The sequence below is a fragment of the Pseudomonas sp. S2_B10 genome, from assembly GCF_054668425.1.
The window spans coordinates 4,537,273-4,553,274 of record NZ_CP162768.1; the positions used below are offsets into that span (position 1 = coordinate 4,537,273).

The window sequence follows — 16,002 nt, forward strand, 5'->3', positions numbered from 1 at the left end:
TGGAATGTATTTTTCTGTGGGAGCGAGCCTGCTCGCGAATATCTGCGGCAGAAAATCTAACGGACTGACACCTTTGCAGGCCTCACCACCGCCGGCTTCAACACCAGCCACAACGCTGCCGCAATCAGCACCCCGCCATAAATGTGCGCCATCGACAACGGCTCATCCAGCAACAACGCCCCCCACAACACGCCGAACGGCGGGATCATGAAGGTCACGGTCATCGATTTTACCGGGCCGATCGAGCTGAGCAGGCGGAAATAGATGATGTAGGCAAACGCCGTGCAACCCAGGCCCAGGCCGAGCAGCGACAGCCAGACATGCCAGCCACCCCAGCTGACCGGCGGCGCAGTGATCACGCTGTAGGCGAACAGCGGCAGCAGAAACAACGTCGCTCCGAGCATGCTGCCCAGTGCCGACAAACGGCTGTCCAGCCCACCGGCCTGATCCAGCCAGCGCCGCGCGAGGAAACCGGCAAAGCCATAACAAGTGGTCGCCAGCAGGCAGGCGACCGCGCCCATCAGCAGTTGCAGGTCGAAGGCCACGGGACCGGCGCGTGTCAGCACGCCGACGCCGAACAGGCCGAGGAACACACCGCCCAGCTTGGCGATCGTCAGTTTCTCGCTGAAGAACAAACCGCCAATCAACACGCCCATCAGCGGCGTGGTTGCATTGAAGATCGCCGAATAGCCGGCCGGCAATACCTGGGCGGCAACCGAATACAGCGTCGCCGGAATCCCCGAGTTGATCACGCCAAGCAGCATCACGGTTTTCAGCTTGCCCTTGAAATCCCAACTGATGCGCATCAGCCCGAGTATCACCAGCAGCCCGGCGGCCGCGATCGACACGCGAAAGAACCCGGTCGGGATCGTGCCGATCACCGGGGCAATGATGCGCATGAACAGAAAACTCGCGCCCCAGATAGCGGCCAGCGACAACATGCGGAAAATATCGACAGGGCTCACGGTGGGCTCCTTCCTTGATCGGGACGAGAGTGTTGCCGAGCGTCCGGATCATGGCAACCGCTATTCGGGCTTTTAATTCTGCCTCGGGATTTACCTGCGCGAGAAACCCCGTCAACGGTCAGCCCCGTATCGGTTTTGGCAGAAATTGCGCTTTTCCTGCGAGCGCTTCCGTGACTAAGCTCAGACCAACCGAATTCCCGCCGAGGTTTCATTTATGTCGCAGCAATGGCCAGCCACCGAGATCGCGCGGATGATCCTCGCCGGCTTCGACGATTACCGCGAGCATTTCCGCCGCATCACCGATGGCGCGCGGGAGCGCTTCGAACAGGCGCGCTGGCAGGAGGCGCAGGCCGCGTCGGCGGCGCGGATCAGTCTGTATGAGGAAAAGGTTGGCGAAACCGTCGCTCGCCTGCGCGAGTATTTCGACGAAGAGACCCTGATGAACGTCAGCTGCTGGCCGCTGGTGAAAAGCGCCTATATCAGTGTCATCGACCTGCGCTTCGACGATGAGCTGTCCGAAACCTGGTACAACTCGATTTTCTGCGGGCTGTTCAGCCACGACCTGATCAGCGACGGCTGCATGTTCATCCACACCACGCGTCCTAGCCTGCGCCGTGCCCGCGCCGCGCAAACCCGTACGTACAAGCCGCAGGGCCAGATGTCCGGGATGCTCGCCAGCATCTTCGCCGATTACCGCTTCAGCGAGGATTACGCTGATTTGCCCGGCGACTTGCTGCGGCTCGAAGCGCAATTGCGCGAGAACCTGCCGGACTGGGTGTGCAAGGACCCGGAGCTGAGCGTCGAGCTATTTTCCTCGGTACTCTACCGCAACAAGGGCGCGTATCTGGTCGGACGCATCTACACCCGCGACGAGCAATGGCCGCTGGTGATTCCCTTGTTGCACCGCGAAGGTCGGGGCATTCAGATCGACGCGTTGATCACCGACGAAGCCGATGTGTCGATCATCTTCTCTTTCACCCGTTCGTATTTCATGGTCGATGTCCCGGTGCCGGCGGAGTTCATCGGATTTCTGCGGCGCATCCTGCCGGGCAAGCACATCGCCGAGCTGTACACCTCGATCGGTTTCTACAAGCACGGTAAGTCGGAATTTTACCGCGCGCTGATCAATCACCTGGCCAACACTGACGACCAGTTCATCATGGCCCCGGGCGTGCGCGGCATGGTCATGAGCGTGTTTACCCTGCCGGGTTTCAACACCGTATTCAAAATAATCAAGGACCGTTTCTCACCGTCGAAAAACGTCGACCGCGCCACGGTGATTGAAAAATATCGACTGGTGAAAAGCGTCGATCGGGTCGGGCGCATGGCCGATACCCAGGAGTTTGCCGACTTCCGTTTTCCCCTGAGCAAGTTCGATCCGGCGTGTCTGGAAGAATTGCTAGAGGTCGCGCCGTCCACGGTTTCGGTCGAAGGCGAAACCGTGCTGATCCGCCACTGCTGGACCGAACGCCGGATGACCCCGCTCAACCTGTATCTGGAAAATGCCAACGACGCCCAGGTACGTGAAGCGCTTGAGGATTACGGCCTGGCGATCAAGCAGCTGGCGGCGGCGAATATTTTTCCCGGGGATATGCTGCTGAAGAACTTCGGCGTCACTCGACACGGCCGGGTGGTGTTCTACGACTACGACGAAATCTGCTTCCTGACCGAAGCCAACTTCCGCCACATCCCGGCACCGCGCACGCCGGAGGATGAAATGGCCTCTGAGCCGTGGTACTCCATCGGCCCGCTGGACGTTTTTCCCGAAGAGTTTCCGCCGTTCCTGTTTGCCGATGCCGGACAGCGCAAGCTGTTCGATCAGTTGCATGGCGAGTTGTACAACGCCGATTACTGGAAGGGCTTGCAGGAGGCGATTCGGGCGGGGAAGGTGATCGACGTCTTCCCATATCGGCGCAAAGGCCTCGACAACGAGTAGCTCTTTTAAAAGCCCCTCACCCCAAGCCCTCTCCCAGAGGGAGAGGGAGCTGACCGAGGTGTCTTGGGTCAAACGCCGACCTGAAAGAGCTCGGCGATTATGGATTCGGCAAAGCTCTTTCAGGTCGATGTACCTTTGAAGCATCCCCCAATCGGTCCCCTCTCCCTTTGGGAGAGGGCTAGGGTGAGGGTCGCAATCCCCCTGACACGCCACAACCCCCCCAAATCTGCGACAATCCGCCCCCTGCATAAATAGACGACCGAATTGCCTACCCGATGACCGACGAATCGCCCTCCATCGACAAACTGCTGAAAAACCTCGATCACGCCATGCTCGCCGACCGTCACCGGCTGCGGCGGCAGTTGCTTGAACTGCGCAAGAAACCCGACGAGGCCAAACTGGCCCAGTGGGTGACGCGCATGCAGGCGTCCTGTGATCAGGTACTGGCGCGTCGCGCGAGCCTGCCGGTGATTCGTTACGACGACAGTTTGCCGATCGCGGCCAAGCGCGACGAAATCAAAAAGGCCCTGGAGCAACATCAGGTGCTGATCATCGCTGGCGAAACCGGTTCGGGTAAAACCACCCAGTTGCCGAAAATCTGTCTGGAAATCGGTCGCGGCCAGCACGGTCTGATCGGCCATACCCAGCCGCGTCGGATCGCCGCGCGCAGCGTCGCCAGCCGTGTCGCCGAAGAACTCGGCACGCCGCTTGGAGCGCTGGTCGGCTATCAGGTGCGTTTCGAAGATCAAAGCGATGCCAACACCCTGATCAAACTGATGACCGACGGTATCCTGCTGGCGGAAACCCAGAACGATCGCTACCTCGAGCGCTACGACACGATCATCGTCGACGAAGCCCACGAACGCAGTCTCAACATCGATTTCCTCCTCGGTTATCTGAAAACCCTGCTGCCACGCCGTCCCGACCTGAAGGTCATCATCACGTCGGCGACCATCGATCTGGAGCGCTTCTCCAAGCACTTCGATGACGCGCCGATCGTCGAAGTGTCGGGGCGTACTTTCCCGGTGGAAACCTGGTACCGGCCGCTGACGCTTGAGCAGGACGAGGAGGGCAACCGGGTCGAGGATGACCTGACCGTCGATCAGGCGATTCTCGCCACCCTCGACGAAATCGCCGCCTACGAGCGCAGCGAACGACGCAGCCCCGGCGATGTGCTGGTGTTCCTGCCCGGCGAGCGGGAGATTCGCGATGCTGCCGACATGCTGCGCAGGGCCCAGCTCAAGCACACCGAAATCCTGCCGCTGTACGCGCGCCTGTCGCCGGCGGAACAGCAGCGCATTTTCCAGTCGCACCCGGGCCGTCGTGTAGTGCTGGCGACCAACGTCGCCGAAACCTCGTTGACCGTACCGGGCATTCGCTATGTGATCGACAGCGGCACCGCGCGCATCAGTCGTTACAGCTATCGGGCCAAGGTTCAGCGCTTGCCGATCGAAGCGATTTCCCAGGCCAGCGCCAATCAGCGTAAAGGTCGTTGCGGGCGGGTCGAGCCGGGCATCTGCGTGCGTTTGTACAGCGAAGAGGATTTCCTCGGCCGCCCGGAATTTACCGATCCGGAAATTCTGCGCACCAACCTCGCCGCCGTAATTTTGCAGATGCTCCATCTGCGCCTCGGCGAAATCACTGCCTTCCCGTTTATCGAGCCGCCGGATGGCAAGGCGATCAGCGACGGTTTCAACCTGCTGCAAGAGCTTTCGGCAGTGGATCGCAACAGTCAGCTGACGCCGCTCGGTCGACAATTGGCGCGCTTGCCGGTCGACCCGCGCATGGGCCGCATGCTCCTGGAAGCGGCCAGGCTCGGCAGCTTGCAGGAAGTGCTGATCGTCGCCAGTGCGATGTCGATTCAGGACCCGCGCGAGCGTCCACCGGAGCGTCAGCAAGCGGCGGATCAGGCCCATGCGCAATGGAAGGATCCGGATTCGGATTTCGCCGGCCTGGTCAATCTGTGGCGTGGTTTTGAAGAACAGCGCCAGGCGCTGACCGCCAATCCGCTGCGCAATTGGTGCCGGAAGAATTTCCTCAATTACCTGCGCTTGCGCGAGTGGCGTGATTCTCACCGTCAGTTGAGCCTGATCTGCCGCGACATGCAGTTGAGCCTGAACAAAGAGCCGGCGGATTATCCGAAGCTGCACAAAGCGGTGCTGGTCGGCTTGCTCAGCCAGATTGGCCAGAAAACCGAAGACGGCGATTACCTCGGCGCGCGGCAACGGCGCTTCTGGATTCATCCGTCGTCGGGCATCGGCAAGAAGCGTCCGCAGTGGCTGATGACCGCCGAACTGGTGGAAACCACCAAGCTGTACGCGCGCATGGTCGCCAAGATCGACGCCGACTGGATCGAGCCGCTGGCCGGGCACCTGATCAAGAAAAACCATTTCGAGCCGCATTGGGAGAAGAAGCGCGGCCAGGTCGTAGCCTATGAGCAGATCACCCTGTTCGGCCTGATCGTGGTCGGTCGCCGCCCGGTGCATTACGGCCCGGTCGATCCGGTGGTGTCGCGTGAGCTGTTTATCCGCGAAGGCCTGGTGCGCGGCGAGATTCAGTCGCGGGCCAAATGCCTGAGCGCCAATCAGAAACTGCTCGAGCAGCTCGACGAACTGGAAGCCAAGGCTCGCCGTCGCGACATTCTCGCCGACGAAGAAACCTTGTACGCCTTCTACGATGCGCGTCTGCCGGCGGAGATCCACCAGACCGCGACCTTCGACAGTTGGTACAAGGTCAACAGCCAGAAAGATCCGCAGCTGTTGATCATGCGCGAAGAAGACGTGCTGGCTCGCGAGGCCAGTGAAGTCACCGCCCGTGATTACCCGGACACCCTGCACATCGGCGATCTGGAACTGGCGCTGACCTACCATTTCGAACCCAATCACCCGCGCGATGGCGTGACCTTGCGCGTGCCGGCGCCGCTGCTGCCGATGTTGCCGCCGGAGCGTCTGGAATGGCTGGTGCCGGGCTTGATCGAGGCCAAGTGCATAGCCCTGGTGCGCAACCTGCCGAAAGCCCTGCGCAAGAACTTCGTGCCGGTGCCGGACTTCATCAAGGCCGCGTTGCAGCGCATGACTTTCGCCGAAGGTTCGCTGCCGCAAGCGCTCGGTCGCGAGCTGCTGCGCATGACCGGCGCGCGGGTCAGTGATGAGGCGTGGGCGGAAGCGGCGCAGCAGGTTGAAAGCCATCTGCGCATGAACCTGGAAATCGTCGACGGCGAGGGCAAGTTCCTTGGCGAAGGCCGCGATCTGGCTGAGCTGACCGCACGCTTCGCCGAAGCCAGCCAGGCCGCGCTGGCGGTGCCGCAGAGTGCGAAAAGTCAGCAACCGGTCGAGGCAAAAGTCTTTGCCCCGGTGGCGGAAAAGACCCAGCAGAAGATCGCCGGGCTGTCGATGACGGTGTACCCGGCGCTGGTGGAAGAGGGCGGCACGGTCAAGGAGGGACGCTTCTCGACCCCGGCCGAAGCCGAGTTCCAGCATCGTCGGGCCTTGCAGCGTTTGTTGATGCAGCAACTGGCCGAGCCGGCCAAGTTCCTGCGCGGCAAGTTGCCCGGGCAGACTGAACTGGGCTTGCTTTATCGTGAACTGGGCCGCGTCGATGCGCTGGTCGAAGACATTCTGCTGGCCAGCCTCGACAGCTGCATTCTCGAAGGTGAAGACCCGTTGCCCCGCGATGGCGCCGGATTGGCGGCATTGGCCGAACGCAAACGCGGCAACTGGACCGAGCACGCCGAGCGCGTCGCGCGGCTGACGCTGGAAATCCTCAAGATCTGGCACGGTCTGCAAAAACGCTTCAAGGGCAAGATCGATCTGGCGCAAGCGGTGGCGTTGAACGACATCAAGCAGCAGATCGGCAATCTGGTTTATCCAGGCTTCGTCCGCGAGACGCCGATGCAGTGGCTCAAAGAGTTGCCGCGTTACCTGAAAGCGGTCGAGCAGCGTTTCGAGAAACTCGGTGCGCAGGTGCAGAAGGATCGCGTCTGGAGTGGCGAACTCGCTGGCCTGTGGGCGCAATACCAGACCCGCGCGGCCAAGCATGCGCAGGAAGGCAAGCGTGATCCGCAGCTGGAGTTGTACCGCTGGTGGCTGGAGGAATACCGCGTGTCGTTGTTTGCTCAGCAGTTGGGGACGAAAGTGCCGATCTCCGACAAGCGCCTGAGCAAACAGTGGAGCCAGGTCGAGCCCTGACCTGCAGCCATACACAATCCCCCTGTGGAGCGGGCTTTGTGGCGAGGGGATTTATCCCCGTTGGGTGGCGAAGCCGCCCCAAGACCTACGCCTCGGTTCATCAGATACCGAGCGTGGTGGGTTGGCGACTGCTTCGCAGTCGAACGGGGATAAATCCCCTCGCCACAGAGTTGAGTTCATGGAGTGAATGGCAGTTGTGCTTGAGAACGGCGCCAAAACCTCGGGTTTATGGCAAACTTCGCCACCATAACCCGCCGTTTCGCGACCCAGAGCCCTCGGCCGTGTCGCGCTGCGGAATAAAACGATGCCAGGTTTGCGTCCCCCGGATGGGAATAGACCCTTTGCGTGTTGGTACGACGGTTCCAGCACTTTCTGCCTGAACAGATTAGAGAAACGACCATGCATAATGTCGTCATCAGCGGCACCGGCCTGTACACACCGGCCAACAGCATCTCCAATGAAGAGCTGGTGCAGTCTTTCAATACCTACGTCGCCCAGTTCAACGCCGATAACGCCGAGGCCATTGCCAGCGGTGAAGTCCAGGCCCTGACCGAATCCAGCGCCGCGTTCATCGAAAAAGCCTCGGGCATCAAGAGCCGCTTTGTCATGGACAAGGACGGCATCCTCGATCCGCAACGCATGGCCCCGCGCCTGCCCGAGCGTTCCAACGATGAATGGTCGGTGCTCTGCCAGATGGCCGTCGGCGCGGCTGAACAAGCCCTGCAACGAGCCGGCAAAACCGCAGCCGACATCGACGGCGTGATCGTTGCCTGCTCCAACCTGCAACGCGCTTACCCGGCCATCGCCATCGAAGTCCAGGAAGCGTTGGGCATCGAAGGTTTTGGTTTCGACATGAACGTGGCGTGTTCTTCCGCCACCTTCGGCATCCAGGCCGCCGCCAACAGCGTGCAACTGGGCCAGGCGCGGGCGATCCTGATGGTCAACCCGGAGGTCTGCACCGGGCACCTGAACTTCCGTGATCGCGACAGCCATTTCATCTTCGGCGATGCCGCGACTGCGGTGATCATCGAACGCGCGGATCTGGCGACCTCCCCGTACCAGTTCGACGTGGTCAGCACCAAATTGCTGACAAAGTTCTCCAACAACATCCGCAACAACTTCGGCTTCCTCAACCGCGCGGCGGAAGAGGGCATCGGTGCCCGCGACAAGCTGTTCGTGCAGGAAGGCCGCAAGGTGTTCAAGGATGTCTGCCCGATGGTCGCCGAGCTGATTGGCGAGCACCTGGAAGAGAACCAGCTCAATGTCGGCGACGTGAAACGCTTCTGGCTGCACCAGGCCAATCTGAGCATGAACCACCTGATCGTGCGCAAGCTGCTCGGCCGCGAAGCTACCGAAGAAGAAGCTCCGGTGATTCTCGACAGCTACGCCAACACCAGCTCGGCCGGTTCTGTCATTGCTTTCCATAAATATCAGGATGATCTGGCCTCGGGTTCGCTGGCAGTGCTCAGCTCCTTCGGAGCCGGTTACTCGATTGGCAGTGTGTTGCTGCGCAAGCGCTGAAACAGGTTAATTTCCCCTTAATCGCGTCGATCTTTCCTACATCCGAAGCGATTGAAACGCTGTAATTTTTCGGACGTCGCGGCAGGTGCACACCAGCCGCGTTCATTTTCGAAGTCCGGACAAGGGGATTGATGGATGGCGGCTGACGACACCCAACTGCTCACGCGCCTGCTGGCGGGGGAGCAAAAGGCTTTCAAGGAATTGGTCACCACGTATCAGAGCGCCATGCGCGCTGTGGCTTACGCGATTGTCGGCCAGCGTCATGTCGAGGAAGTGGTGCAGGATGCCTGGCTGTCGGTGGTGCGTCATCTGGCCAGCTTCGAAGGCCGTTCCAGCCTCAAGACCTGGTTGCTGACCATCACCGCCAATTCGGCCAAGAGTCGCTACAAGCTCAATCGCCGGGAGGTCCTGCTCGACGACCTGCCATCGCCCCACGGCACCATCGGTGACGATCGCTTCTCTTCCAGCGATGGCCACTGGCTGGTCGCGCCGTTCGCCTGGCACCAGGACACCCCCGAAGCGCTACTCACCGAAAACGAACTGCGCGAATGCCTCGAACACACCTTGCTGAGTCTGTCCGAGTTGCAGAGCAGTGTCCTGCTGTTGCGCGAACGCCAGGGCCTGGAGCTGGAAGATATCTGTAATCTTCTGGAGATCTCGCTCTCCAATGTCCGCGTGCTGCTGCACCGGGCACGCTTGAAGGTCTTTGCGACCGTGGAACATTTTGAGGAGACAGGAGAATGTTGACCTGCAAGGAGCAAGTGGCACGATCCAGCGATTATCTCGATGGCCAACTGAGCTTTCGCGAGACGCTGATGGTGCGTCATCACCTGTTGTTCTGCCCCAACTGCCGGCGATTCATGCGGCAGATGCGCGTGATGCAGGCAACCCTGAAGGCGCTGCCGGACAAACCGGACGAGAACGTCGATGCCTTGGCCGAACGCCTGGCCGAGCAACGACGAAAAGACAATCCCCTGTAGGAGCTGTCGAGTGCAACGAGGCTGCGATCTTTTGATCTTGTTTTCAGGATCAAGATCAAAAGATCGCAGCCTTCGGCAGCTCCTACAGGGGTTTTTGCATCCTGCAGAAATAACCCGGTGCGGGTGAAACGAACGGATGATGGGGATCGTCCCGCCCGCTCCGGAGTGAGGCAGCTTCAAGCTTCAAGCCTCAAGTAAAGGCATTCACTCGCAGCTCTTGGCTTGTAGCTTGTAGCTTGTAGCTTGTAGCTTGCAGCTACCGTTTTAGAACTTCGCTTCAGCATCCAGCTGCAGGGTGTTGGCGTCTGCATCGCGCTGGCTGCGGCTGGCGAAGTCGGCCTTGGTCAGGAAGTACGTGGCGCCGACGGCGAAGTTCTTGTCGATGTCGTAACCGACCTTGAACTTGTGCCCGCGCGAACCGGTGGTGCCGTTGGCGAAGTCGGAGTCGGTGAAGGCGCCGACCACGGCATTGCGCTGCACGTCGCGATAGTTGTAGTCGAGGTTGAAGCCGAAGACTTTCGACTTGGCGCCGAGCAACCATGCGGTGTCCTGATCGGTCACGGCATCGTTGTTCTTCACGTACTGGCCGTAGAACGACAGCGGCATTGGCAGGCCGCCGATGTCGATCTGGCTGAACCCTTCATACAGACGGAATTCGTTGTTCGCCGAGTTGCCGTTGACTGCCAGCGCGCACGGCGTCGAGGTGCCGGTGCAGCGGCTGTCTTCGTCGTTCTGGTAGGCGTAGACACTGCCGCCGACGGTCATTTTCAGGTTGTCGGTGATGTTGAAGCGGCTGCCCAACTGGCCAGCGGTCAGGCGCAGGTCGTGGCGGAATTGCACGCCGTCGCCGTCAACGTTGTCCTTGAGGTTGTAGTTACCCAGGCTGCCGAACAGTTCGGCGCTGCCGCCCAATGGATACTTGTAGGTAACGGCCAGACCTTCCGGGTTGATATCGCTGTCCCAGATCACGTCGCCCATGCTCACCCACGGTTGCAGCATCTTGCCGCCGATCACGTGCAGGTTCTTGATCTGATCAGGGTGATAGTCGATGTAGCCGAGGTCGAGCCAGATCTGCTTCTTGTCGAAGTAGTTGTCCTGATCCTGGTTGGTCGAACGCGCGTCGTCACCGCCGCCAGTGGCGATGCGGATACCGGTGTCGACTTGCGGGTTGATCTCGGTGTAGGCGCCCAGACGCGCACGGATGCGCTGGCGATCCTTGTCGCGGCCGCCGTTGTTCGGCTCGCCGTCGATCTTGATGGTTTCCTGGCGGATACGTACGTCGCCCTTGAACTGGGTCTTCGCCGCCCAAGCCAGTTTCTGGTCGAACAGGCTCTGTTCGTTGGTCTTCTTCGCGACCGCCGCCACTTGTTCGTTGGTTTCCTGCTGCGCCTGTTGGGCGATTTGCTGAGCCTTCTGATCCTTGGCCAGTTCTGTTTGCAGCTCGATGTACTGCGCCTGGGAAATCGACCCGTTGGCCTTGAGCATGTCGAGCAGTTTGGCGTCGACTGCAGCACTGGCCGGAACGCTCATGGCCAGCAACAAGCCGCCGCACAGGGCCGCTGCAGTTTTCGTGGAAGCAAGACGCATAGCAATCTCCGAAGATGAAGGGGATGGCTGAACCATCCTGGGCACAACCGGCTGAAGGCCGGAAAACTGTGTCCGGGTTAGAACCCGGCGCTCTAAAAACAGGCGCCAGTATCGCGATGGTTTATGACAGAGCGGTGGCACAGTGATGGCAGGTTGATGACGATGCGTATCAGGCGTGAACTATCGAGTTAGAGCGCTGTCGGCCGATTGAGCGTGTGCAACGGGGTCGCGATCAGCGATACTCGCCGGGCTTTGTCGCCAAGCTGTGGAGTGCCAGTGAATGCCGTTGCAACGCCTGCAAGACCTGTCAGAAATCGCCCCGGCAAGCTGGGATGCGCTGGTGCCGGACAACCAGCCGTTCCTGCGCCACGCCTTTCTCAGTGCGCTGGAAGACAGCGGCAGTGTCGGCCCGCATTCGGGCTGGCAGCCCGAACATTTACTGCACATCGAAGATGATCGACTGATCGCCGCACTGCCCAGTTATCGCAAGTGGCATTCCTACGGCGAGTACGTCTTCGATCACGGCTGGGCCGATGCCTGCGCGCGTGCCGGCATCGATTACTATCCCAAACTCCTGACTGCTGTGCCCTTCAGCCCGGTCAGCGGTCCGCGCTTGCTGGCGGCGAAGGTCGAGGACGGTTTCGAACTGCTGAACAGCCTGCCGGGCTATTTGCAGATCGAAGAACTGTCCAGCGCGCACATCAATTTCACCGATCCGTTTACCGATGCTGCGATGGCCGAGCAACCGGGTTGGCTGCAGCGCATCGGCTGTCAATATCACTGGCAGAACCGTGGTTACCGCGACTTTAAGGACTTCCTCGACGCCCTCAGCTCACGCAAGCGCAAGCAGATGCGCAAGGAACGCGAGCAGGTGGCGGGGCAGGGCTTCGAGTTCGAGTGGCTGGAGGGGCGTGAGCTGGACGAGGCACAGTGGGATTTCGTGTACGCCTGCTATGCCAACACCTACGCGGTGCGGCGTCAGGCGCCGTACCTGACGCGCGAGTTCTTCAGCCTGCTGGCTGAACGCATGCCCGAAGCGATTCGCGTGGTCTTGGCCAAACAGGGCTCCCGGCCGGTGGCGATGGCGTTCAGTCTGGTCGGTGGCGACAGTTTCTACGGGCGTTATTGGGGCTGCCTGGCCGAGTTTGATCGGCTGCATTTCGAGACGTGTTTTTATCAGGGCATGGATTACGCGATTGCCCATGGCATCCAGCGTTTCGATGCCGGGGCGCAGGGCGAGCACAAGTTGATTCGCGGCTTCGAACCGGTGATCACCCATTCCTGGCATTACCTGCGCCATCCGGGGCTGAAAGCGGCGGTGAAGGATTTCCTCCAGCAAGAGCGCGCTGGGGTTCTGGCGTATGCCGAAGAGGCGAGAACGGCGTTGCCCTATCGCCAAACCTGACCATGATCGTTCCCACGCTCTGCGTGGGAATGCAGGCCGTGACGCTCCGCATCACTGGACGCGGAGCGTCCCTTGAGGCGTTCCCACGCGGAGCGTGGGAACGATCATATCGCGCGATCAATCGATGCCGACAAAGCCTCCGGTCTGGTGTGCCCACAAGCGCGCATACAAGCCGCGATGGGCGAGCAGTTCGGCGTGGGTGCCGCTCTCGGCAATCTTGCCGTTTTCCAGCACCACCAGGCGGTCCATGCGCGCGATGGTGGAGAGACGGTGGGCGATGGCGATTACGGTTTTGCCCTGCATCAAGGTCTCGAGGCTTTCCTGGATCGCCGCTTCGACTTCCGAATCCAGTGCCGAGGTGGCTTCGTCCATGATCAGGATCGGCGCGTCCTTGAGCAGCACCCGCGCGATCGCGATGCGCTGGCGCTGACCACCCGAGAGCTTCACCCCGCGCTCGCCGACATGCGCGTCGAAACCGGTGCGGCCTTCAGCGTCGGACAGCAGTGGAATGAACTCATCGGCGCGAGCCTTGTGCACCGCCTCCCACAGTTCGGCGTCGGTGGCGTCGGGTTTGCCGTAAAGCAAGTTGTCGCGGATCGAGCGGTGCAACAGCGAGGTGTCCTGAGTGATCATGCCGATCCGCGCACGCAGGCTTTCCTGGCCGACTTCGGCAATGTTCTGCCCATCGATCAGGATGCGCCCGCCCTCGACGTCGTACAGGCGCAGCAACAGGTTGACCAGGGTCGATTTGCCGGCGCCGGACGGGCCGATCAAGCCGATTTTTTCCCCCGGTTTTATCGTCAGATTGAGGTCGCCGATGATGCCTTTCTTCTTGCCGTAGTGAAAATCCACGTGCTCGAAACGCACTTCGCCCGAGGCCACGGCCAGCGGTTTGGCCTGCTCGCGGTCGGTGACGCTGACCGGTTGCGAAATGGTGCGCAGACCGTCCTGGACCATGCCGATGTTTTCGAAAATGCCGGTGACCACCCACATGATCCAGCCGGACATGTTGACGATGCGAATCACCAGGCCGGTGGCCAGGGCAATCGCGCCGACGGTGATCAGTGACTGCGTCCACAGCCACAATGCCAGCGCCGTGGTGCCGACGATCAGCAGGCCGTTCATCGCGGTGATCGCCACGTCCATGCTGGTCACCACGCGACCGGCCATCTGCGCTTTGACGGTCTGTTCCTCGATCGCTTCCTTGGCGTAGTGCTGTTCGAAGTTGGTGTGGGCGAACAGTTTCAGCGTGGCGATGTTGGTGTAGCCGTCGACGATACGGCCCATCAATTTCGAGCGCGCGTCAGAGGCTTCCACCGAACGCTCTTTCACGCGCGGCACGAAGTAATACAGCGCGCCGATGTAGGCGACGATCCAGGTCAGCAACGGGATCATCAGGCGCCAGTCGGCCTCGGCGAACAGCACCAGCGAGCTGATCGCATAGATCACCACGTGCCACAGCGCGTCCACCGCTTGCACGGCGGAATCGCGCAGCGAGTTGCCGGTCTGCATGATGCGCTGGGCGATGCGCCCGGCGAAGTCGTTCTGGAAGAAATTCAGGCTCTGCTTGAGCACGTAACTGTGGTTCTGCCAGCGGATCATGCTGGTCATGCCCGGGCTCAGGGTCTGATGCACCAGCAGGTCGTGCAGAGCAAAGAAGATCGGTCGCAGCACCAGAGCGACCACCAGCATCCAGGTCAATTCGAGGGCGTGGTCGCTGAAGAAATTCGGGTTGGGCGTGCCTTGCGCCAGATCGATGATGCGGCTCAGGTAACTGAACAGCGCAACCTCAATCAATGAGGCAAACAGGCCGATAACAAGCAGGGCAGCGAAACTCGGCCAGACCTGCTTCAGGTAATAGACGTAGAAGGGCCAGACGCGGTCCGGCGGGGACGCCGTCGGGGCGTCGCGGAAGATATCGATAAGTTGTTCGAAACGGCGATAGAGCATCAGATAACCGCCCGGAATCCGGGCTCTCCTTTTATCAGTGCGAGCGGCGCAGGCTCAGCCCGGCGCCGCTCGATATGCCCGGCGAAACTCAGTCGATGCGCTTGGCCGACTTGATGATCACAGGGTCGACAGGCACGTTTTGCATGCCTTGTTTGGTGGTGGTCTGCGAGTTGACGATGACGTCTACGACATCCATGCCCTTGACCACTTTGGCGAACACCGCGTAACCGGCGTCACGGCCCGGATCGAGGAATGCGTTGTCGGCAACGTTGATGAAGAACTGGCTGGTCGCCGAATCAGGGTTGGAAGTACGCGCCATCGACAGGGTGCCACGAACGTTGTGCAGGCCATTGCTGGCTTCGTTCTTGATCGGCGCCTTGGTTTCTTTCTGTTGCATCTGCTGGGTGAAGCCGCCGCCCTGAGCCATGAAGCCCGGGATCACGCGGTGGAAAATGGTGTTGTTGTAGAAACCGCTGTCGACGTATTCAAGGAAGTTCTTCGTGCTGATCGGTGCCTTGACCGGGTCCAGTTCGATTTCGATCTGGCCGTTGGTGGTGTCCAGCAGCACGTGGGGCGCCTTGGCCGGGGTAGCAGCCATCAGGTTGGCGGCAAACAGTACGGAGCCGGCGGCGAGGGCGAGTTTTTTCAGCATGGGTCAGTGATCCTGAGAGTGAAGGTCGGCTGTGGCGAGAAAATCCAGCAGCGTGTGATTGAAGCGTTCGGGTTGATCGAGCGGGGTGGCATGGCGCGAGTCGTCAATGACCACCAGCCGCGCATCCGGCAGCAGTTTTACATAGGTTTCTTTTAACGCCACCGGTGTGTAATCACGGTCGGCGCTGATGACGAGCGTTGGACAGGACACCCGGGAAAGTCGTTCCTGAACGCCCCAGCCCACGATCGCATCGAAGCTGGCGAGATAAGCACGTTTGTCGTTTTTTGCCCAGCGTTCGGCCATTTTCCGTCGCAGATCGGCCTGTTCCGGCTTGGGGAAAAGTTTGCTGCCGAGGGCTTTGCCGATGGTTTCCAGGCTGAGCAGGCGCATCAGGCTCCAGCGTTTGAACCACTGCCAGTAGTCGTCGCGGGTGCGCAATTTGACTTGTGGCGCGCTGTTGACGATGGTCAGGCTCTTGAGCACCTGCGGCTGATCGACGGCCAGCTGAAAACCGATCATCCCGCCCATCGACAGCCCGACGTAGTGCACCGGGCCGAGGCGCAGGTGCTCGATCAAGGCCAGCAGGTCGGCGCTGAACCCGGCAATGCTGTAGCGCTCGCGGGGTTTGTCCGAGCGCCCGTGGCCGCGAATGTCCGGGACGATCACCCGGTAGTGCGCGGCCAGCGCCGGGATCTGCATTTCCCAGTCCAGGGTGCTCGAGCCGAGCCCGTGAACCAGCAGCAACGGCGCACCGTGGCCATATTCCTCGTAGTGCAGGTTGCAACCTTCGTGCTCGAAATACGCCATCGGTGAACTCCG

General features: G+C 60.7%; 11 protein-coding genes. 6 read left to right on the forward strand and 5 right to left on the reverse strand.

Going from position 1 to position 16,002, the window contains the following annotated elements; translation table 11 throughout:
• Nucleotides 1-56: 56 nt before the first annotated feature.
• A complete protein-coding gene (locus AB4O45_RS20290; RefSeq protein WP_056783615.1) occupies nucleotides 57-965 on the reverse strand; it encodes a DMT family transporter in 909 nt (302 codons plus the stop codon).
• A gap of 214 nt (nucleotides 966-1,179) precedes the next feature.
• On the opposite strand from AB4O45_RS20290, the gene aceK reads away from it, so the two are divergent.
• From aceK to AB4O45_RS20315, 5 genes are all read left to right on the forward strand, one after another.
• The gene (gene aceK / locus AB4O45_RS20295) at nucleotides 1,180-2,901 is read left to right on the forward strand and encodes a bifunctional isocitrate dehydrogenase kinase/phosphatase (protein ID WP_252868968.1); all 1,722 of its coding nucleotides are present in this window, start codon (nucleotides 1,180-1,182) and stop codon (nucleotides 2,899-2,901) included.
• 275 nt (nucleotides 2,902-3,176) lie between these two features.
• On the forward strand, nucleotides 3,177-7,088 hold the full coding sequence (hrpA, locus tag AB4O45_RS20300; protein WP_460160469.1) for an ATP-dependent RNA helicase HrpA: 3,912 nt from the start codon (nucleotides 3,177-3,179) through the stop codon (nucleotides 7,086-7,088).
• A gap of 399 nt (nucleotides 7,089-7,487) precedes the next feature.
• On the forward strand, nucleotides 7,488-8,609 hold the full coding sequence (locus AB4O45_RS20305) for a beta-ketoacyl-ACP synthase III (RefSeq protein WP_016771207.1): 1,122 nt from the start codon (nucleotides 7,488-7,490) through the stop codon (nucleotides 8,607-8,609).
• Nucleotides 8,610-8,744: 135 nt separating this feature from the next.
• Nucleotides 8,745-9,356 (forward strand): RNA polymerase sigma factor, encoded by a 612-nt coding sequence (locus AB4O45_RS20310; protein ID WP_125925316.1) that lies wholly within the window; start codon nucleotides 8,745-8,747, stop codon nucleotides 9,354-9,356.
• A complete protein-coding gene (locus AB4O45_RS20315) occupies nucleotides 9,350-9,589 on the forward strand; it encodes an anti-sigma factor family protein (protein WP_056783624.1) in 240 nt (79 codons plus the stop codon). Before AB4O45_RS20310 ends, AB4O45_RS20315 begins: the two co-directional genes overlap by 7 nt.
• A gap of 264 nt (nucleotides 9,590-9,853) precedes the next feature.
• Here the strand turns inward: AB4O45_RS20315 and AB4O45_RS20320 are convergent, their stop codons facing one another.
• Entirely contained in the window at nucleotides 9,854-11,176 is a 1,323-nt protein-coding gene (locus AB4O45_RS20320) for a putative porin (RefSeq protein ID WP_041478827.1), read from the reverse strand.
• Between the two features lie 280 nt (nucleotides 11,177-11,456).
• Between AB4O45_RS20320 and AB4O45_RS20325 the strand changes: the two genes are divergently transcribed.
• Nucleotides 11,457-12,581: a GNAT family N-acetyltransferase gene (locus AB4O45_RS20325; protein ID WP_460160470.1), complete on the forward strand. Its 1,125-nt coding sequence runs from the start codon at nucleotides 11,457-11,459 to the stop codon at nucleotides 12,579-12,581.
• Nucleotides 12,582-12,698: 117 nt separating this feature from the next.
• On the opposite strand, the gene AB4O45_RS20330 is transcribed toward AB4O45_RS20325, so the two are convergent.
• The 3 genes from AB4O45_RS20330 to AB4O45_RS20340 form a co-directional block, all read right to left on the reverse strand.
• The gene (locus AB4O45_RS20330; protein ID WP_323621858.1) at nucleotides 12,699-14,531 is read right to left on the reverse strand and encodes an ABC transporter ATP-binding protein; all 1,833 of its coding nucleotides are present in this window, start codon (nucleotides 14,529-14,531) and stop codon (nucleotides 12,699-12,701) included.
• An 88-nt stretch (nucleotides 14,532-14,619) separates the two neighbouring features.
• Nucleotides 14,620-15,183: a peptidylprolyl isomerase gene (locus AB4O45_RS20335; RefSeq protein ID WP_123442891.1), complete on the reverse strand. Its 564-nt coding sequence runs from the start codon at nucleotides 15,181-15,183 to the stop codon at nucleotides 14,620-14,622.
• 3 nt (nucleotides 15,184-15,186) lie between these two features.
• Nucleotides 15,187-15,990, reverse strand: a complete 804-nt coding sequence (locus tag AB4O45_RS20340; RefSeq protein WP_252885531.1) for an alpha/beta fold hydrolase — start codon at nucleotides 15,988-15,990, stop codon at nucleotides 15,187-15,189.
• Nucleotides 15,991-16,002: the final 12 nt, after the last annotated feature.